Here is a 19,814-nt window from a genome sequence, read left to right as displayed (position 1 = left end):
CTCGGTGGTTCCCAACCTGCGGGTCACACGATTGCGGCGGGTGAGTCTCCTCGCCCGCCGCTCCCGTGTCCGGTTGATCCAAGGCCCCCCTCGATCAACCGCTCCGGCCGGTCCCAGGCCCCCCTCAGACCGTCCGTGGATGACGGTGCCCCCACCCCATCCATCCCTTGAATCGGGCTGGACGGGGTAGTCGTTACACAGATTCCTGAGATTCGTAAAAATTGCGCAAAGATGCGCGAGATAAGCCTTTCCGAGCGGATGAAGTTGTGCGGTTCAGGCGACGGAGGCCCAGGCCAGGTGCGCCGCGCCGAGCAGGCCGGCGTTGTCCAGCTGAGCGGGCTCCACGGTCAGCTCCGCGACGAACGGCAGCTGCGCCAGCCGCTTCACCCACGCCTGCACCGGGTCGAACAGCACCGATCCAGCCTTCGCGACCCCTCCGCCGATCACGACTGTCGTCAGATCCACCGTGACCGCGGTCGCCACGATCCCGGCTGCCAGCGCCTGCGCGCCGTCGTCGAAGATCGCCAGCGCCAGCTCGTCACCTGCTGCAGCGTCAGCAGCCAGTACGGCGGCATCCACGTCCTCGTCCGCACGCCACCCGCGCCGCTTGGCCCGCGCAACCATCCGCGGCCCGCTCGCATAAGCCTCGACGCAGCCGTAGGACCCGCAGGCGCACGACTCGCCGTCCTGGTCGACCACGACGTGGCCGATGTGCGCCGCGTTGCCTGACTGCCCGATCCAGGGCTTGCCGTCGACGACCAGGCCGCCGCCGACGCCGGTCGAGACCACGATCCCGAGCAGGGTGTCCGCGTCCCGGCCGGCGCCGCTCCAGAACTCACCCAGCGCGAAGCAGTGTCCATCCAGCCCAAGAGCCACGGGTACGTCGCCGGTCAGCGCCCGCACGCGGTCGACCAAGGGAAAGTTGCGCCACCCGGCGATGTTCACGGGGGAGACCAGGCCGTGCTGCTGGTCGACCGGACCGGCGGAGCCGATGCCGACGGCCAGGGGAGTGACGTCGCCGCGGACGCGCTTGATCAGCTCACCGAGCGCGGCGAACACCTCGTCGGCGTCGCCGGGCGGGGTGGCGATCCGGTCGCCGGTGAGAATCGTGCCGTCCGCGGACACCAAAGCGGCGGCCATCTTCGTGCCGCCGATGTCGATTCCCAGCACGGTCTCCCGCGCCATCGCTTCGTCGTCGCTCATCGTCCCCCCGGTCAGGGCGGTCAGGTCGAGAGACAACGTTATCCGTAGTCGGCTCGAACAGACAGAGGTGAATGCAAGTAATCACGGTAAACCCGCAGGAAGACGGCAGTTAACTGCCATGACAGGTCCTGACAACGATGCCCCTCCGGGCGTCGAAAGGCGGCTAATTATTAGCTGTCGGTGACGGGGTGGCGCGCGAACCCCGCGGCAGGAGAGGGTTGGGGGATGAGTGATCAACTGGATCGGGACGCCGCCGGCTCGCTGGTTGTCGGCTTCAGTGGGACGACTGCCACCGACGAGCTCCGGCGGGCCGTCGCCGATGGGCTCGGGGCGGTCATCCTGTTCACGCGCAACGTCGCGAGTGCCGAGCAGGTGGCTGCCTTGACGGCCTCGCTCCGGGCGGAGCGCCCGGATCTGATCGTTGCGATCGATCACGAAGGCGGCGAGTTCAGCCACCTCGCCCCGGCGAACCCGTGGCCGCTCGCCTCACCGCGCCTGCTCGGCGACCTGGACGACGTCGACCTGACCCGCGCCTCGGCTCGCGACGCCGCGGCAACGCTCGCTGCGCTCGGCATCGACCTGATGCTCGCCCCGTCGGTCGACGTGAACAGCAACCCCGCGAACCCGATCATCTCCACCCGATCCTTCGGCCGTACTGCGGATGTCGTCTCGCGGCACGGCGTCGCCTTCGTCGAGGGCGTTCACGAAGCCGGCATCGCCGCCTGCCCCAAGCACTTCCCGGGCCACGGCGACGTGGCGGTCGACTCACACTCAGACCTCCCGCGCGTCGACCGCTCGATCGAGGAGGTCAAGGCGGTCGAGCTGGCACCGTTCCGGGCGACCATTGCCGCCGGCGCCGACGTCGTGATGAGCGCGCACATCGTGTTCTCGGCGTACGACGACCAGCCCGCCACGCTCTCGCACCGGGTGCTGACCGGCCTGCTCCGCGAGGAGCTCGGCTTCACCGGAGTCATCACCACCGACGCGCTCGAGATGCAGGCGATCACCAAGAACCGGTCGATCGAGGATGCTGCCGTCGCATCGATCGCCGCCGGCGCCGACCTGGCGATGATCGCGGTCGGTACGGCGGACGCACAGGCGCTGATTGCCCGCGTGGCCGATGCCGTGCGTACCGGCACGCTCCCCGCCGAGCGTGTCTCCGACGCGGTCGCGCGGGTCCGCGCTCTAGCCGCGTCGCTCGGTCAGCGCACCCGCCAGCCGGGTCTCGACGGTGCCCCGATCCGCGAGGTCGCCGCCCGCGTGGTGGCCAATCAGACGTTCCCCGCGCTCGGCCCCACGCCGTACGTCATCGATCTCACCCAGGGCCTGCACCCGGCCTGGAACCCGTACTTCTCCGGCCTCCCGGAGATCTTCACCCGCGTCGCTCCCGGCGCGGACGGCGTCGTACTGCGCGGCGAGCACCGCGACACCAACGCCGCCGAGCCCGAGAACGACGACATCGCCAAAGCCGCTCAGGCCGCTGAGGGCCGCCCGCTGGTGATCGCGATCCAGGACGCCGGCCGCACACCGTGGATGCGCGACGCCCTCACCCACCTTCTGCAGAAGCACACCGGTGACGTGTTCGTCCTCTGCACCGGCATCCCCGAGGACCGGTCCGTCGTCCCCGCCGGCATCCCGTCCGCGACAACCTCGGGCCGTAACGTCGTCGTTCTGGAGGCGGTCGCCAAGGAGCTGACCCGCTAGCCACCTTCAGCTCGGCCGGGAACCGAGCTCCAGGTCGAGGGCGTGTTGCTCGACGTAGTTGAGGGCGTGCCGGACGGCACCCACGGACACGATCGCGTCGCCGAGGGACGAGACGGCGACGCGTGGCGGCGTACTGGTGTAGCCGGCCAGGTGCTTCTCGAGGTCGGGCAACAACGCGGCGGCGGCCTCGGCGACCGCGCCGCCGAGGACGACGAGCTCGGGGTTGAACAGGATGCCGACGGTGGCGATCACCCGCGCGGTCCGGGCGGCGATGTCCTGAAGGATGCCTAGGGCAACTTCATCGCCGTCGGCCGCCGCGCTGAACACCTGCTCGGCGGTCACCTCGCCGGCGTCGGCGAGCTTGCGCAGCAACGTCTCGACGGACGGGTCGGCGACGGCCGCCGTACCGTTCTCGCGCGCGATCCGCGCGATGCCGTGCGTGTCACCCACACCCTCGATCAGCTTGAGGAACACCATCTCGCCGGCGCCGCCTCGGCTCCCGTGAAGGAGCCGCCCGGAATCCATCAGCCCGGACCCGAACCGCTCACCGGCCAGCAGTACGACGAGGTCGTCGACGTTGCGCGCCTCGCCGCGCCAGTGCTCGCCGAGGGTGGCGAGGTTCGCGTCGTTCTCGAGCAGGACGGGCCAGCCGTGCAGCTCGGTCAGCCGTTTCGCCAGGTCTCCGTCGAAGCGCCGCCAGAACTCGTCGTCGACCAGGATGTTTCCCTCCCGGTCGACCGGCGCCGCGACCCCGACGCCGGCCACCAGCACCTGCTCGTTCGACACGCCGGCGGCGGCGAGCGCCTCGATCACCGTCTCGTGCACGATCTCGGTCCGCTCGCCCGGCGTCTTCACCTCCGCCGCGGACCGCCCGGCCTTGGCGACGGTCTCGCCGCGCAGGTCGGAGACCAGCACGGTCGTCTTCGAGGCGCCGATGTCGATGCCGAGCACGTGTCCCGCGCGGTTGTTGTACTCGAACCGCCGCGACGGGCGGCCGACCGACGTACGGCCCGGGTCGAGCTCGACCACCCAGCCCATCGAGATCAGGTCGTTGCAGACCGCGTGCACGGTCGCCCGGGTGAGGCCGGTGGCCTCGATCAGGCCGGTACCTGTCATCACCCGCGCACGGGTGAGCACGCCCAGGACCTTGCCCGCGTTCACCCGCCGCAACATCGTCGGGGTGGCCGTCGGCGGGGTCGCCGGTGGTTTCGCCATGCTCCGCCTCTCCAGGAAATAGCCACTTGACCTGTCGTCCTACCGACCGCAGAATACATGCAGATTCTAAATTTAGAGCCTATATATAAACCCTGGGTTACCAACAGATTCCGAGTGAGGCGAATCGTGACGAGTCCGCAGACGACGGATCCCGACTGGTGGCGGCAGGCTGTCGTCTATCAGATCTACCCGCGCAGCTTCGCCGACGCCAACGGTGACGGCGTCGGGGACCTGCCGGGCATCATCAGTCGAGTCCCGTACCTGGTGGCGCTGGGGATCGACGCAGTCTGGCTGAGCCCGTTCTACCCGTCCGCGCTGGCCGACGGCGGGTACGACGTCGACGACTACCGCAACGTCGACCCACGGCTCGGGACCCTGGACGACTTCGACCAGCTGATCGAGGCACTGCACGCCGCGGGGATCAAGCTGATCGTCGACATCGTCCCGAACCACACCTCCGACCGGCACGAATGGTTCGTCGAGGCGCTCGAGGCGGCCAAGGGCGAGCCGGCCCGCGAGCGGTACATCTTCCGCGACGGCCCCGACGGCGCCCCCGACCAGCCGCCGTCGGACTGGGACTCCGTGTTCGGCGGTTCCGCCTGGGCGAAGACCGACGACGGCCAGTGGTACCTGCACATGTTCGCCGCCGAGCAGCCGGACCTGAACTGGCGGCACCCGGAGGTGCGCGCGGACTTCCTGGAGACGCTGAAGTTCTGGTCGGACCGTGGCGTCGACGGCTTCCGCGTCGACGTGGCGCACGCGCTGGTGAAGGACCTGTCCGAGCCGTTCCCGTCGAAGGCCTCGCTGCCGCGGCAGTCCGAGTCCAACGGCAAGCACCCGCTCTGGGACCAGGACGGCGTCCACGAGATCTACCGCGACTGGCGCAACCTGCTGAACACCTACGACCCGCCGAAGTCCGCTGTCGCCGAGGCGTTCGTACCGGCCGCCCGCCGGGCCCGGTACGCGAGCGCCGACGGGCTCGGTCAGGCGTTCAACTTCGACCTGCTGCAGGCCGACTTCGAGTACGAGAAGTTCCGCAAGGTGATCGAGGAGAACCTCGCGCTCGCGGAGGAGAACGGCTCGTCGTCGACGTGGGTGTTCTCGAACCACGACGTCGTCCGCCACGCCACGCGCTACGGCCTGCCGAAGAACCCGAAGGGCGGCTGGCAGGACGGTAAGGACTGGCTGCTGAGCAACGGCACCGAGCCCACGGTCGACGTCGCGCTCGGCCTGCGCCGGGCCCGCGCCGCCACGCTGCTGATGCTCGCGCTGCCGGGATCGGCGTACCTGTACCAGGGGGAGGAGCTCGGTCTGCAGGAGGTCGGCGAGCTGCCGGCCGCGAACCTGCAGGACCCGGCGTACTTCCGCTCGAAGGGCGCCGAGAAGGGTCGTGACGGCTGCCGGGTGCCGATCCCGTGGACCGTCGAGGGCCTGTCGTTCGGCTTCGGTCCGGGTGGGTCGCACCTGGTGCAGCCGAAGTGGTTCGGGGCGTACTCCGTGGAAGCGCAGGACGGCGACCAGGAGTCGACGCTGAGCCTGTACCGCAAGGCCCTCGCCGTACGGCGTGGTCTGCGCACCGGCAACTCGCTGACCTGGGTCGACGCGACGGACTGGGTCCTGCACTTCACCCGCGACGGCGGCTGGCAGTGCATCACGAACTTCGGCGCGGCTCCGGTCGAGCTGCCCGACGCCGCTGTCGTGCTGTCCAGCGGTCCGCTCGAGGGCGACAAGCTGCCGAGCGCCACAACTGCCTGGCTGATCTAGCCGGGTCCGAAGACTCGTTCCGGTCAAGCCGTCGGCCCCTGTCGGCGGCCCTCCCCCTGTGACTGGGACGACCCGCCGGGCGGGCGACGTGGTGGATGCGGCGGGGCGGTCGCACCGCCGCGCCCGGACCGGCGGAACTGGTTGTGGCGGGGGCACCGGGCGGCTGCCCCCGTCACAATCCTGTCAGGATAAGCGCGTGACGACGCTTGCTGATGTGATCTCGGTGATGGACCGGCTGTACAACCCTGCCTGGGCCGAGTCCTGGGATGCTGTCGGGTTGGTGACCGGGGATCCGGAGCAAGAGGTACGGCGGGTGTTGTTCGCCGTGGATCCGATGCGCGAGGTGGTCGACGAGGCGATCGGCGGCGGGTTCGACCTGCTCGTCACGCATCATCCGTTGTTGCTGCGCGGTGTGAACAGTGTCGCGACGACCACGCCGAAGGGCCGGGTCATCAACGACCTGATCCGCGGTGGCGTCGCGCTGCACGTCTGTCACACCAACGCCGACAACGCGAATCCAGGAGTGAGCGACGCGCTCGCCGCCGCGATCGGGCTGCGGGAGACGCGGCCGTTGAAGGCGATGCCGGCCGACCCGATGGACAAGGTGGTCGTGTTCGTCCCGGTCGAGGAGACGCAGGCGATGCTGGATGCGCTGGCGAAGGCCGGTGCCGGCCAGATCGGCGACTACGAGCGGGCGGCGTGGAGTGGCGTCGGCGAGGGGACGTTCCGGCCGCTCGAAGGCGCGAACCCGACGATCGGCAGCGTCGGCGAGATCGAGGTCGTCCCGGAGAACCGCATCGAGATGATCCTGCCGCGGCGCAAGCGCCGAGCGGTGGTCGAGGCTCTGATCGCGGCGCATTCGTACGAAGAACCGGCGTACGACATCTATGAGCTGGCGCAGCAGCCGAGTGAGCGCGGCGGCGGGCGGATCGGCGTACTCGCGGAGCCGTTGCCGCTGGCCGATTTCGGCCGGCTGGTCGCGGAGAGCCTGCCGCGGACCGAGCACGGCGTCCGGGTGTCCGGGGACCTGGACCGGATGATCGGGACCGTCGCGGTGGTCGGGGGAGCGGGCGATTCGGAGTTCGATCGGGTCCGATCCGCCGGCGTCGACGCGTACCTGACGGCGGACCTCCGCCACCATCCCGCCACCGAGGCGCGGGCGTACGGCGACCCGGCGCTGGTCGACGTGGCGCACTGGGCCAGCGAGTGGCCGTGGCTCGCGGATGCGGAGCGGCTCCTGCTCGCTGGGCTGGCGGCACAAGGCAGTACCGTGGACACTCACATCTCAACGCTCTGCACGGACGCATGGACCCTGCGAATCTGAGCGCGCCGCCACACTTCTGAAGGAGCCGACTCTGAACGCCGAGCCCGCCGTCCAACGCCGGTTGCTGGACCTGCAGGATCTGGACCTGCAGCTGGATCAGGTCGCGCACAAGCGCGCGTCGTTGCCCGAGCACCAGGCGCTCAAGGACCTGACGGGCGAGAAGTCCGTGGTCGACCGCGAACTGGTCACCGCCGACACCGAGGTCAGTGACCTGCAGCGCGAGCAGAAGAAGGCCGACAGCGACGTCGAGCAGGTCCGCCAGCGCCGCGCGCGCAACCAGCAGCGGCTCGACTCCGGCCAGGTCACCTCGCCGCGCGACCTGGAGAACCTGCAGCACGAGATCGGCTCGCTCGACCGCCGGATCTCCGACCTGGAGGACTCCGAGCTCGAGGTGATGGAGAAGCTCGAGGCCGCCGAGGTCGTGCAGGCCGACCTGCGGACCCGCGCCGAGGCGTTCGCCGGCCGCCAGTCCGAGCTGGAGACCTCCCGCGACGGAGCGCTCAAGGAGCTCGACGAGCAGCGCGCACAGCTCGGCGACAAGCGCACGGCCGTCGCAGCGGAGCTGCCCGAGACCCTGATCGCCCAGTACCAGCGGCTGCGCGAGCACAACGGCGGAATCGGCGCCGCGCCCCTCGTCGGCAAGCGCTGCATGGGCTGCCGGATGGAGCTCGCCCCGTCCGATCTCAACGCGATCAAGGCCGCCCCGCCGGACGCCGTACTGCGGTGTGAAGAGTGCGGCCGCATCCTCGTCCGTGCGTCGGAGAGCTCGGTATGACCTATTCGCACGTCATCGTCGAAGCTGACGGTGGATCGCGGGGCAATCCGGGACCGGCGGCGTACGGCGCTCTCGTGCGCGACCCGGCGACCGGCCAGGTGATCGCACAGCAGGGCAGGACGCTCGGCATCGCGACCAACAACGTCGCGGAGTACTCCGGACTCGTCGCCGGGCTGCAGCTTGCCGCGGAGTACGCGCCGGATGCCTCGATCGAGGTGCGGATGGACTCGAAGCTGGTCATCGAGCAGATGGCCGGCCGGTGGAAGATCAAGCACCCGGACCTGAAGCCGCTGGCGATCAAGGCGCAGAGCCTCGCACCGTTCGGCACCGAGTGGACCTGGGTGCCGCGCGCGCAGAACTCGGCCGCCGACGCGCTCGCGAACAACGCGCTCGACGGCGTGGACATCCCGCTGACACCCGCGCCGGCCGCCGCGAAGCCTGCAGTGGCGCAGGAGCCGTCGGATCTACAGAAGGCGTTGCAGGGCTGGGGTGCGCAGGCCGAGCCGCCGACGCAGCTGATCTTCCTCCGGCACGGCGAGACACCGCACACCGTGGAGAAGCGCTTCTCCGGGGCAGGTGGCGACGACCCGGCGTTGAGCGATACCGGTCGTGCGCAGGCTGTGGCTGCAGCGGAGTACCTGTCGCGGATCGGCGGGGTCGACGCGCTGGTGACGTCGCCGATGGTGCGCGCCCGGCAGACCGCCGACGCGGTGGCGAGCAAGCTCGGGCTCGAGCCGATCGTCGACGACGGCTGGATCGAGTGCTCGTTCGGCGACTGGGACGGGCACACGTTCGCCGAAGTACAGCAGAAGTGGCCGGATGCGCTGAACGCCTGGCTGGACTCGACTTCGGTGGCGCCGCCTGGCGGCGAGTCGTTCGATGCGTGTGCGCGGCGAGCGCGGTCGGCGCGGGACGGGCTGCTGGCCCGGTACCCCGGCAAGACCGTTGTCGTGGTCACGCACGTGACGCCGATCAAGCTGATGGTCCGATCGGTGCTCCAGGCCCCGATGTCGTCGATGTTCCGGATGGAACTGCGCCCGGCAACCCTCACCGAGATCCACTGGTACGCCGACGGCCTGGCGTCACTGCGCTCCTTCAATGTGCAGCCTGCTCTAGTCTGACGCCATGCCGCTGCAGAGAGTTCACTTCGCCGAGGATGTTCCGGAGGTGTTCCGGGCGTCGTTGCAGGACATTCGTCGGGAGCAGGAGGTCCCGGCCGACTTCCCGCCTGAGGTGACTGCTGCGGCCGTGGCAGCGGCGGCGAGCGTGCGGTTGCCGGAGCTCGACCGGACGGACATCGACTTCGTCACGATCGATCCGCCGGACTCGATGGACCTCGATCAGGCGCTGCACATCGAGCGGACCGGCGACGGGTACACCGTGTACTACGCGATCGCCGATGTCGCCGCGTTCGTCCAGGCCGGCGACCCGATCGACGCTGAGGCCCGCAAGCGCGGCGAGACGCTGTACGCGCCGGACAAGCGCACTCCGCTGCACCCGCCGGAGCTGTCCGAGGGCGAGGCATCGCTGCTTCCCGACCAAGTCCGACCGGCTCTGCTCTACACGATCACGGTCGACGCTCGCGGTGAAGGCACCGGTGTCACATGCGAGCGTGCCCTGGTGAAGTCGCGGGCCAAGCTCAACTACGCCGGCGTACAGAAGGATCTCGACGCGGGTACGGCGTCCGAGTCGTTGCAGCTGCTCCGCGAGGTCGGGAAGCTCCGCGAGGAACGCGAGCTGGAGCGCGGCGGCGTCAACCTGCCGATCCCGGACCAGGAAGTCGTCACTTCCAACCACGGCTGGGGTCTGGAGTTCCGCGCCCCGCTGCCGGTCGAGGGCTGGAACGCGCAGATCTCGCTGCTGACGGGCATGGCCGCCGCGCAGCTGATGATGAAGGGCAAGATCGGCATCCTGCGTACGCTGCCCGAATCGCACGACGACCTCCGGCGCAAGCTCGGCAACACCGCGAAGGCGCTGGGACTCGTCTGGCCGGACGAGACGACGTACGCCGAATTCATCCACGGGCTCGATCCGAAGGTGCCTGCGCACGCGGCGATGCTCGCGGCCTGCACGGTGCTGTTCCGCGGCGCCGGGTACGTGGCGTTCGCGGGGAGCGTGCCGGCGTCGCCGCAGCATGCCGCGATGAAAGCGGAGTACTCGCATGTCACCGCGCCGCTGCGTCGGCTGGTGGACCGCTGGACCGGGGAGATCTGCGTCGCGCTCTCGGCGGGTGCGGAGGTGCCGGCCTGGGTGCGGGAGTCGATGGACGAGATCCCGAAGATGATGGACGACGCGGATCGGCGCGCGCACGCGTACGAGCGGTCGATCGTCAGCATGGTCGAGGCGGGGCTGGTCGCGGATCAGGTCGGGTCCGAGTTCGACGGCGTGATCACCGATGTCGACGAGCGGGACAAGAACCGCGGCATCGTCGCACTGTCGGCGGTGGCGATCGAGGGCCGCGTCACCGGTACTGCGTTGCCACTCGGCAAGGAGGTCCGGGTGAAGCTCGTCGAGGCTGACATCGCCAAGCGGACCGTCTCCTTCGAGCTAGTCGGCTAGGTAGCCCTCCAGCGCGGCCGTCGTTCGCTCCAGGTCGCCGGTCGCGAGCAGGTCGATCAAGGCACCACGGAGCATCGCCAGAACGCCGGTACGCCGGGCCGCGGACTGGACGGCGTCCGGATCCGGCTGTGTTGCCTTGAGCAACTCGAGCCAGTCGTCGACCGTGGAGCGCGCGAAGTCGGCCCACGGACCCTCAGGTGCGACGAGGGAGCGCCCGTACGCCTCGACCCAGAACGTCATCAACGGCCGCCTCTCCGCAGCGGACATCCAGGTCCACAACTCGCGCGCGACGACGTCGAGTCCGGGCGGTACGTCGTGCTGATCCTGGATCCGCCGTAGGAGGTCGAGCTCGTCAGCGCGGGCGCGGGCGAGGAGCGCCCGGATCAGGCCGTCCTTGCTGTCGAACAGGAACAGCAGCACACGCGGGCTGGACCCGATCGCGGTCGCCAGCGGACGCAGCGACAGATCCGCCAGCCCGTGCGTGAGCGAGTAGGCGTACGCGCGCTCGAGCAGTTCCCGCTGGCGAGCAGAGGGGGCTTCCTTAGTCGTTGCCACGGGGCTAGTATCTCGTACTGAAACAGTCGTGTCAGTAGATCGGGTGGACGAATGATCAGAAAGCTGGGGCAGCCGGGCGATCTCGGCTGGGTGGTGCAGGCACACGCGGAGATTTACGCGGCGGAGTACGGCTGGAGTGCGCAGTACGAGGTGCTGATCGCGCAGATCGTGTCGGCGTACGCGTCCGATCACGACGGCGAGCGCGAGGCGGCGTGGATCGCCGAGGTGGACGGGGAGCGGGCCGGGAGCATCTTCTGCGTCCGCGGTCCGGACGAGACGACGGCACAGTTGCGGCTCCTGCTGGTGACACCGGCGGCGCGTGGGCTGAAACTCGGCGCGGCCTTGGTCGATACCTGCTTGGAGTTTGCTCGGGGTGCCGGTTACAAGCGGATGGTGTTGTGGACCAACGATCCGTTGGTTGCCGCGCGCCACATCTACCTGGCACGCGGGTTCCGGCTCACGGCCACCGAGCCGCACGAGATGTGGGGAGACTCGTTGGTTGGCCAGACCTACGAGTTGGACCTCTAGCTCCTGCAGGCGGGAGCGCCCGGTGATGCGGTCTTGTAGATCGCGTGCGACAGGAAGGTGTTGAGGTACCCGTTCGTGACGGTGAGGGCGTGGCGCGGGCCGACGCTGCCGAGCGGCAGGAACTTCCTGAGCGGGTAGGCCAGGTAGTAGACGCCGTAATCGGTGAAGTTGAAGTGCCGGCTGCCGGGGATCGTCGCACACCAGGACGTCTCGTTGCTTGCCTTGAGCAATGACAGTGCGCGGTTGCGGTCCGCGTCGTTCTTGGCGTCCGGGCCGCACACGCTGGTGATGCACGAATCGTCCGCGCCGAGCAGCATGATCGGCGCCTTGACCCCCTTCGTCACCACGTCACCGAACTGGCTGCCGTCCAGGTCGACCGCGGCCGCACAGCGCTGGTCCTGCCGGCATGCTTCGAGCGATGCCGCTCCGCCGAACGAGTGACCGACGTACGACGGTCCGACCGAGGAGTCGACGGAGCCCGGGAGCTGTTTCGCGACCATGCCCGCGGCGAAGCGGGCGTCGGCGGCCCAGACGGTGACGAGGTGGTCGCCGACCTGCTGCGAGCTCTCGCTGCTGTCGCCGAGGTTCGACGGGTTCGCTTCCGGTTTGCTCTCGACGGTCTGCCCGCCGAGGACGGTGAGGTTCGCGCTGTACGTCGGTGTGACGCCCGCGACCAGGTACCCGTGGCTGGCGAGATCCTCCGCAATGGAGGCGTACATCGGGGCGGACAGGCCCATGCCCGGCATCAGTACGACGACCGGGAAGCGGCCGGGTGCGACGGCGACGCGGTCGAGGGCCCGGTCCTGGAGGGTGTCGAACGGTCCTTGGAAGACCGAGATCGGTGACTTGAGGTGCAGGCCGTTCCACTGGCCCGGGGCGTACTGGACGCGGCGGCCGGTGGTCTCCTTCGCGACCGGGTACCAGAGCCAGACGGCGAGCTTCCGCGGGCCGTTCGCGTACGGGTCGCGGCGTGGTGTGTCGGTCCACTCGAACGTCCGCCGGCCGACCTGATAGTTCCCGGTCAGCTCGGGCAGCGATACCGGTTCGGACCGCTGGACGAGCACCCAACCGACGTACCCGGCGCCACCGAGCAGAACGATCAGCAGCAGGATCACGATCCCGGTCCGCATCCGTCTCCGCATGGCTCCAGTTTCTCATCGCCTGCGGGTCGAAACGGGCTCCGACCCACGCGCGCCGCGGCACGCGTGGGTCGGCAGTCCCAGCTGTCAGCTAACGGATTGGATGATCACGTCCCCCGAACCGATGAGGACGTTCGCGTCCGTCCGGACCTCCACGTTGCCGTAGAGAACCCGCCCGGAAGCAGCTACCGCAGTCGGCGTCACAGTTGCCGGCGCGGTCCACACCGCGCCTGCTGCCCGCAGCGCGTTGGCGTCCGTCACCGCGATCGTTCCGTACGCCGGGTTGGCGAGAACGTCACGGTAGTTGTACGTCGTCGACCCCGACGGCACGGCGAACCCGTCGACGAGGATGACCCAGATACCTACTGCCGGGTTGTTCACCGTGACCGCCTCCACGGCGGTACTGCCCGCACTCTGCGCCGCCAGCACGCAGCTTCCGCTCGTGCAGTTGTACGCGAACAGATCGAGGTCGGCATTGAGATCACTCGCGCCGCCGATCGCGGCCTTGAGCGAGGTCGTCCCTGGTGTCACGTTCACCTGGAACTGTTGCTGCGCGCCGTCCGCGATCGTCGGGGTGGCCAGCTTCGCGCTGCCCAGTGCGGTCCCGACAGCCCTACCGGTGAACGGACCCTGCAGGTTCGTCATCGTGTACGAGCGGCTGATCGGCTGCCCGAGCGTGCCGCTGGCGATGACGTCGGGGTTCGGCGAGACCGACGCCCCGAGCAGCGATGCCGTCAGCGTGTACGGCGTGTTCAGGAGGTCCGACGTACGCCGGGCCTCGACGGTGATCTCCCACACGCCGGGCAGCGGATTGCTGACCGTACGGCTGAGCGGATCCGTACACGACCCGCCGGGGACCGGTGGGCTGTAGCAGTACAGGCTGTTGGTCTCGGCGTCCTCGCTGGGAAGGCCGTACGGGCTGAAGCGCAGGAATCGCGCCTGGCCGGTGCCGGCCGTCGCATTCGGACCGGTCAGGTCCACCTTGAGTGCGGTGACGCCGGCGGGCACCCGGAAGAAGTAGCTCGTGGTCTGGTTGCGACCGATCTTCCCGGAGACCGTCTTGGCCGGAGTCGCCGTCGACAGCTCGTTCGGCACCACGATCGTGTTCAGGGTCTGGAACTCGATGCCCGGTGAACTGGTGTCGTCGAACTGCAGCAGCGCCGAGTGCGCGCCGACGGACTTGGCCTTGACCAGGACCGGCAGCGATACGTCGGTGTTGAGCGGCAGCATGACGTTGCCGGCGGTGACGAAGGTGCCGTCGCCGCTGAGCCACGACAGCTTGTACTTCACGTTGCCGGCCGGTCCGGAGGTACGCCGCAACGTGTAGGTGCGGGTGTACTGCGTACCGAGGACGACGCCCTCACGGTCGTTGATGCCGATACCGATACCAGGGGTCGCGAGGAAGCCGGACAGCGCCGTACTGACCGGAACCTTCGCGCTGATGGTGTCGGTCCGCGGGAGCTGCTTCAGCAGGTTCCACGCGGCGTTGACGTTAGCCAGGCCGTTGCCCTGCTCGTAGGCGCTGTAGTCGGTCAGGAACCGTGCTGACGAGAACAGCGACTTGCGCAGTTGCGCCGGCGTGACCGTGAGGCCGTTCGCCTTTGCGGCGCTGAGCAGCAGCGCGCCTGCGCCGGCCATCTGCGGCGAGGCCATCGACGTACCTTGGAACATGCCGTAGCCCGGTGGCAGCGTGTACGTGCCGACGACCGGTTGCCCTGGTTGCCAGGTCGGGACGGCCGATATCGCCGAGCCCGGTGCGACGATCTCCGGCTTGAGCGCGCCGTCCTCGGCAGGGCCGCGGGACGAGAACGGGTGCAGGTTCTCGGCCGGACCGGTCTTCGAGCCGTAGTTCGCCAGCCAGCTCGCGCTGGTGATGTACGACCCGACGGCCACGACCTTCGAGGCGACGGCGGGATCGCCCATGGTGTTCATACCCGGACCGCTGTTACCGGCCGAGAAGAACATCTGGACGCCGTACGTGTCGATCAACGAGTTGTAGAGCTGCGCGCGGGCGTTGTTGCCGTCGTTCAGCGCCGGCAGGCCGCCGATCGACATGTTGATCGCGTCCACGTGTGCCTGGGTGACCGCGTAGATCATGCCCTCGAGCAGCGCGTGGTTCGTGCAGCCCGCGATGAACAGGCAGACCCGGACCGAGACCAGCTTGGCGCCCGGTGCGGCACCGCTCATCTTTCCGCCGAGCAGCTTGTTGCCGGCCACGATGCCCGCGACGTGCGAACCGTGCGCGCCGGAGACGATCCCGATGTTCACCACGTTGTCCGTCGGGTCGGTCTGCACGACGAACGGCATCGACTCGTTGATCGGCGTGGCCGGGTTGTCGGTCCCGAAGGTGCCGATGTCGTAGTTGACCTTGTAGTCGGTCATCGGCCGGTCGTCGGAGAACGTGCCGTTCTGGTTCGTGTCCACCCAGACCCTGCCGGTGGCCTTGTTCCAGGCGACGCCGAACGTCCCGCTCGAGCCGGCCGGGTTGCCGTCGCGGTTGACGTCGTTGCCGAGCTCGCCACCCAGGCGCGGGTCACGTTCGTTGAAGGTGCCTGTCTGGACACTGCCCTCGCCGGGGAGGCCGACCGTGGCGCCGTCGACCGTGGTGTTCATCTGGATCCACGTCGGGTCGTTGTCCGCGTTCGTGTTGCCGACGAACGTCGGGTCGGTGTATGTGACCCAGTCGACGATCTTGCGCTCGCCGGTCGAGGTCGTGTTGAGCGCCGGGTGGCTCAGGTCGACCCCGGTGTCGAGGATGCCGACGGTGGTGCCGCGGCCGTCCCAGGTCGGGTGCTGGTTGACGAACTGCGCCGAGCCGATGTCACCCGTCGGCATGTACGGGTTGACCCGCGGAGTCGTTGCCTTCGGCGGCGGCTGCGGGGCCGGATCCACGGTGCCTTCCGGCCGCGGGTCCTCCAGCGGGATCACGTCGTCGACGTCAGCCGCCTTCACGCCCAGGACGTTCGCGACGTCCTCGGCCTTGTCGATGCTGATCTTGACGCGCAGGTACCCGATCGAGTCGGTGCGCTTCTCGACGGTTCCGCCGAGCTTCGCGACCTGCTTCGCGACCTCGTTGCTCTGGCCCTTGTCGGCGGCGACCAGCAGGGTGACCGTCTTCTGGCCCTTGGTCCGTGCCTTCTGCAACAACGCCTTGTCGCTGTAGCCGAGATCCTTCTTCGGCCTCGGCGGATCTGCCGCGGCCGGAGTTACCCCGATCAGCGCGCCGACCAGCACGGTTGACAGCGCGAGAACCCCGAATTTCCTGGTTCGAGACAGCATTGTCCGAATCCCCTCCCCATGACCCCGTAGCCGTGACTCGTTACAAGCTCGTGGACCCCCCGAAGCACGGTCGCACCAAAACCCGTTCATCGCCAGACCTCAACCCCACTCAAATTTCCTTGCCGACGGGTGTCGAATTCGCCGGGCCGGCTCCGACGTCGCCGGTGAATCTCATGCCGAGGAGGCTGGAATGAACGTGCCCGAGGTCGTGTCCCGGGAGGACTGGCTCGCCGCGCGGGTCGCGCTGCTGGCGGAGGAGAAGGCGTTCACAAAGCAGCGCGATGCGCTCAACACGCGGCGCCGCGAGCTGCCGATGGTGCTCGTCGACAAGCCGTACGCCTTCGCCGGGGAAAGTGGGCCGGCCGGAATGCTCGACCTGTTCGAGGGGCGGGACCAGCTGGTCGTGTACCACATCATGTACCAGCCCGAGTGGGACGCGGCGTGCCCGAACTGCACCGGCTTCGTCGACGAGATCGGCTCACTGGAACACCTCCACGGCGCGAACACGACGTTCGCGCTGGTGTCCCGGGCGCCCTACGAGAAGCTGGCCGCCTATCGGGCCGCACGCGGCTGGGTGTTCCCGTGGTACTCGTCGTACGGCAGCGACTTCAACTACGACTACCAGGTCACGCTGGACGATTCCGTCGTGCCGTTCGTCTACAACTACCGCACCAAGGCCGACTGGGACCAGCGCCCCGGCAACGACTTCATCCAGCAGGACCAGCCCTTCGACCTGCACGGCCTCAGCTGCTTCCTCAGGGTGGGCAACGAGGTTTACCACACCTACTCGACCTACGGCCGCGGCCCGGACTCGATGACCTTCACTCCGACTGCCCTCGACCTGACCGCCCTGGGCCGCCAGGAACCCTGGGAAAAGCCCGCCGGCCGCTCCGTCGAACCGGACGACGACCACTGCCACTGACAGCTGCGTTCGAGGGTGGGGAACGGGTCGGTCTGTAAGCCGGATTCTGTGGTGGCGATCATCCATCTACGGTGACCGTTGCCGGGCACCTCCAGCGGCCTACCCGCGAGCTCGGGCGGGCCGCCCTCGAACGCTCGCGCGGACGCCGGTTGCCCGGCGTCCTTCTTGGCCTTGCTCCACGTGGGGTTTACCTAGCCTCCGCAGTCACCTGTGGAGCTGGTGGTCTCTTACACCACCGTTTCACCCTCACCCGCACTCCTATGAACCACGGGGTTCATCGGAGCCGCTGGCGGTCTGTTCTCTGTGGCACTGTCCCGCGGGTTACCCCGGGTGGGCGTTACCCACCACGCTGCCCTGTGGAGTCCGGACTTTCCTCGGCGTCCCGTTAAGGACGACGCGATCGCCCGACCGACCCGTTCCGTCCCCTCAGGATACGGCCTCCTCGGACACCTCCGGCCACAGGCCGTCGGCACCGCGCTCATACGGGCGTACGTCGACCACCGCGTCCAGGTTCAACGGCCCGTAGATGTGCGGGAAGCTCATCCCGGTCCCGTCCAGGTCCTCGTCGCACAGGGCGGACACCAGCCGCGCGGTGTCGATCACCAGCAGGCAGAGCGGCTGGTCCACGTCGTCGTACGCGAAGTTGGCCACCATCGCGACCTGTTCGGGCCGGGACGCGTGGATGAAGGTGGCGCCGTCGTCGAGGCTCTTGCCGCGGGTCGACCACCGGTAGCACCCGGCCTCGCGCGCAGCCTCCCACTGGTCCACGAACGCGATGTGCAGAATCGTCGCCATAAACCCAACGCTAGCGCTCGCCGCGGTGGATTAGGGTGCTCGACATGGCGAACGAGGAGCAGACGGAGACCGAAACCGAGACCAAGCCCGCGAAGCCGGTCGACGATCTGGTGACGTCGCAGCACACGATCACCGTCGACGGGCAGGAGCTTCGGTACACGGCGACGACCGGGCGGATCGTGCTTCGCGAGGAGGTGTACACCGACGGCAAGTTCGAGGGGCTGAAGCCGAAGGCCGAGGTGTTCCTCACGGCGTACACGCTGGACGACGCCGATGCCGCGGAGCGTCCGGTGACGTTCGCGTTCAACGGCGGGCCCGGCTCTTCGAGCATCTGGCTGCACCTCGGGCTGCTCGGCCCGCGCCGCGTGGTGTCCGGCGATGTGGGTGAGCTCGCGCCCCCGCCGTACTCGATCGTCGACAACGAAGAGACGCTGCTCAAGTACAGCGACGTCGTGTTCATCGACCCGGTGTCGACCGGGTTCTCGCGCGCGGTCGAGGGGGAGAAGCCGGGGGACTACCACGGGTTCACCCGCGACCTGGAGTCGGTCGGCGAGGTGATCCGGCTGTGGACGTCGCGGAACGGGCGGTGGATGTCGCCGAAGTTCCTGGCCGGCGAGTCCTACGGTACGACGCGCGCGGCCGGGCTGTCCGCGCATCTGCAGCAGCGGTACGGGATGTACCTGAACGGCGTCATGCTGATCTCGGTCGTGCTGGAGTTCGGGTCGCTCGACTTCACGCCGGGCAACGACCTGCCGTACGCGCTGTTCCTGCCGACGTACGCCGCGATCGCGCACTACCACGGTCTCGTGCCGGACCAGACGCTCGAGGAACTGCTCGCCGACGCGGAACGGTTCGCGGCCGGGCGGTATCCGAATGCGCTTGCCCAGGGCAACCGGATTCCGGCGGACTACCGCGCCGAGGTCGTCACCCGGCTGGCGGCGCTGACGGGACTCAGCGAGGACTACATCGACCGCGTGAATCTGCGCATCGAGCACATGCGATTTTTCGGCGAGCTGCTGCGCTCACGACGCCAAACCGTCGGCCGCATCGACGGGCGCTTCACCGGCTGGAACGCCGACTACGGTTCGGAGACACCGGATCGCGACCCGTCGATGAACGCGATCACCGGTCCGTACGCCGCGGCACTCAACCACTACGTCCGCGTCGAGCTCGGCTACGAGAACGACCTGCCGTACGAGGTGCTGAACATGGACGCCGCGAAGAACTGGTCGTTCAAGGAGTTCGAGGGCCAGCAGATCATGGTCGCCGACAAGCTCGCCGAGGCGATGCGCGTCAACCCGCACCTGAAGGTGTACGTCGCCTCCGGGCACTACGACGGCGCGACGCCGTACTTCGCCACCGAGCACACGCTGGCGCGCCTGCAGATCCCCGCGGAGCTGACCGCCAACATCGAAACGAAGTACTACCCGGCGGGCCACATGATGTACATCCACGAAGACTCCCGCGTCCAGCAAGCCGCCGACCTCGGCACGTTCATCGGCGGCGCATCCAACCGATGATCCTGACCCGCCACCCCGGCGCGACGCAGCCGATCGCCGTACCAGGCGTCGTACTGCGCCCGCCGGCGGTGGCGGATGCTGTCGCACTCGGTCGCTTGTACTTCGAGGCCTATGAGCCCGGGGTAGCTGCCGAGTCCGAGCAGGACGCACTCGACGACATCAACCTCACCTTCGAGGACGGCTACGGCGTACTATCCCCAGCCCTCAGCCTCCTCGCCTGGGCCGACGACCAGCTCGTCGGCGCCCTCCTCGTCGTAGAACGCGCCCCCTGGCCCGACACCCCCGACTGCCCCTTCATCATCGAACTCTTCACCGCCCGGAGCCACCGGCGGCGGGGGATCGCACGGCTGCTGCTGACCTGCTGTGCTGGGACGACCGTCGCGCTACGCGTCGATGAGGGCAACGCTCCTGCACTCGCGCTCTACCGCGATCTGGGCTTCCGCGACGTGTGACTTGTTCGTCTGTGGATAACCGGATCGCCTTTAAAACAAGGGGATTCTGGTTTGGAAACTGTCGGTGGGTGTGTCTATCG

16 protein-coding genes and 1 other RNA gene are annotated in these 19,814 nt (G+C 68.6%); 10 read left to right on the top strand and 7 right to left on the bottom strand.

Annotated elements, in window-relative coordinates:
- Window positions 1-273: 273 nt before the first annotated feature.
- Window positions 274-1,203, bottom strand: coding sequence for an ROK family protein (locus tag EV645_RS27845; RefSeq protein WP_130446965.1), 930 nt, complete (start codon window positions 1,201-1,203; stop codon window positions 274-276).
- A gap of 225 nt (window positions 1,204-1,428) precedes the next feature.
- Here EV645_RS27845 and nagZ point away from each other — a divergent pair, with 225 nt between their 5' ends.
- Entirely contained in the window at window positions 1,429-2,907 is a 1,479-nt protein-coding gene (gene nagZ, locus EV645_RS27840; protein WP_130446964.1) for a beta-N-acetylhexosaminidase, read from the top strand.
- A 6-nt stretch (window positions 2,908-2,913) separates the two neighbouring features.
- Here the strand turns inward: nagZ and EV645_RS27835 are convergent, their stop codons facing one another.
- Window positions 2,914-4,122 carry an ROK family transcriptional regulator gene (locus tag EV645_RS27835; protein WP_130446963.1) on the bottom strand — a complete coding sequence of 403 codons (1,209 nt, stop codon included), beginning with the start codon at window positions 4,120-4,122 and terminating at the stop codon, window positions 2,914-2,916.
- A gap of 126 nt (window positions 4,123-4,248) precedes the next feature.
- Here EV645_RS27835 and EV645_RS27830 point away from each other — a divergent pair, with 126 nt between their 5' ends.
- The 5 genes from EV645_RS27830 to EV645_RS27810 all read left to right on the top strand — a co-directional run bounded on the left by EV645_RS27830 (window position 4,249) and on the right by EV645_RS27810 (window position 10,544).
- Window positions 4,249-5,886, top strand: coding sequence for a glycoside hydrolase family 13 protein (locus EV645_RS27830; protein WP_242000703.1), 1,638 nt, complete (start codon window positions 4,249-4,251; stop codon window positions 5,884-5,886).
- 196 nt (window positions 5,887-6,082) lie between these two features.
- A complete protein-coding gene (locus tag EV645_RS27825) occupies window positions 6,083-7,210 on the top strand; it encodes a Nif3-like dinuclear metal center hexameric protein (RefSeq protein WP_130446961.1) in 1,128 nt (375 codons plus the stop codon).
- 61 nt (window positions 7,211-7,271) lie between these two features.
- A complete protein-coding gene (locus EV645_RS27820) occupies window positions 7,272-7,985 on the top strand; it encodes a zinc ribbon domain-containing protein (RefSeq protein WP_198681885.1) in 714 nt (237 codons plus the stop codon).
- Window positions 7,982-9,106, top strand: a complete 1,125-nt coding sequence (locus EV645_RS27815; RefSeq protein WP_130446959.1) for a bifunctional RNase H/acid phosphatase — start codon at window positions 7,982-7,984, stop codon at window positions 9,104-9,106. The genes EV645_RS27820 and EV645_RS27815 overlap by 4 nt, the downstream gene beginning before the upstream one ends.
- A 4-nt stretch (window positions 9,107-9,110) precedes the next feature.
- Window positions 9,111-10,544 carry an RNB domain-containing ribonuclease gene (locus tag EV645_RS27810; protein ID WP_130446958.1) on the top strand — a complete coding sequence of 478 codons (1,434 nt, stop codon included), beginning with the start codon at window positions 9,111-9,113 and terminating at the stop codon, window positions 10,542-10,544.
- Here EV645_RS27810 and EV645_RS27805 read toward each other — a convergent pair.
- Window positions 10,533-11,099: a TetR/AcrR family transcriptional regulator gene (locus EV645_RS27805; RefSeq protein WP_130446957.1), complete on the bottom strand. Its 567-nt coding sequence runs from the start codon at window positions 11,097-11,099 to the stop codon at window positions 10,533-10,535. The two genes, EV645_RS27810 and EV645_RS27805, sit on opposite strands and share 12 nt — an antisense overlap.
- A gap of 51 nt (window positions 11,100-11,150) precedes the next feature.
- Between EV645_RS27805 and EV645_RS27800 the strand changes: the two genes are divergently transcribed.
- On the top strand, window positions 11,151-11,627 hold the full coding sequence (locus EV645_RS27800) for a GNAT family N-acetyltransferase (RefSeq protein ID WP_130446956.1): 477 nt from the start codon (window positions 11,151-11,153) through the stop codon (window positions 11,625-11,627).
- Here the strand turns inward: EV645_RS27800 and EV645_RS27795 are convergent.
- Both EV645_RS27795 and EV645_RS27790 read right to left on the bottom strand, forming a co-directional pair.
- Window positions 11,624-12,769, bottom strand: a complete 1,146-nt coding sequence (locus EV645_RS27795) for an alpha/beta hydrolase (RefSeq protein ID WP_130446955.1) — start codon at window positions 12,767-12,769, stop codon at window positions 11,624-11,626. The two genes, EV645_RS27800 and EV645_RS27795, sit on opposite strands and share 4 nt — an antisense overlap.
- Before the next feature lie 84 nt (window positions 12,770-12,853).
- Window positions 12,854-16,045, bottom strand: coding sequence for a S8 family serine peptidase (locus EV645_RS27790; protein ID WP_130446954.1), 3,192 nt, complete (start codon window positions 16,043-16,045; stop codon window positions 12,854-12,856).
- A 190-nt stretch (window positions 16,046-16,235) separates the two neighbouring features.
- Here EV645_RS27790 and EV645_RS27785 point away from each other — a divergent pair, with 190 nt between their 5' ends.
- Complete coding sequence (locus EV645_RS27785) at window positions 16,236-16,967, top strand: DUF899 domain-containing protein (protein WP_130446953.1); 732 nt, start codon at window positions 16,236-16,238, stop codon at window positions 16,965-16,967.
- A gap of 19 nt (window positions 16,968-16,986) precedes the next feature.
- On the opposite strand, the gene rnpB is transcribed toward EV645_RS27785, so the two are convergent.
- Together rnpB and EV645_RS27775 are read right to left on the bottom strand one after the other, a co-directional pair.
- An RNA gene (gene rnpB / locus EV645_RS27780) (RNase P RNA component class A) lies at window positions 16,987-17,383 on the bottom strand.
- Between the two features lie 10 nt (window positions 17,384-17,393).
- Window positions 17,394-17,762, bottom strand: coding sequence for a DUF952 domain-containing protein (locus EV645_RS27775; RefSeq protein WP_130446952.1), 369 nt, complete (start codon window positions 17,760-17,762; stop codon window positions 17,394-17,396).
- Between the two features lie 44 nt (window positions 17,763-17,806).
- Between EV645_RS27775 and EV645_RS27770 the strand changes: the two genes are divergently transcribed.
- Together EV645_RS27770 and EV645_RS27765 are read left to right on the top strand one after the other, a co-directional pair.
- Window positions 17,807-19,282 (top strand): S10 family peptidase, encoded by a 1,476-nt coding sequence (locus EV645_RS27770; RefSeq protein WP_130446951.1) that lies wholly within the window; start codon window positions 17,807-17,809, stop codon window positions 19,280-19,282.
- The gene (locus EV645_RS27765; protein WP_130446950.1) at window positions 19,279-19,734 is read left to right on the top strand and encodes a GNAT family N-acetyltransferase; all 456 of its coding nucleotides are present in this window, start codon (window positions 19,279-19,281) and stop codon (window positions 19,732-19,734) included. The genes EV645_RS27770 and EV645_RS27765 overlap by 4 nt, the downstream gene beginning before the upstream one ends.
- Window positions 19,735-19,814: the final 80 nt, after the last annotated feature.

The organism is Kribbella rubisoli, from assembly GCF_004217145.1.
In the GTDB taxonomy this organism is placed as follows: Bacteria; Actinomycetota; Actinomycetes; order Propionibacteriales; family Kribbellaceae; genus Kribbella; species Kribbella rubisoli.
This window is presented reverse-complemented; position numbering and strand designations above follow the sequence as displayed.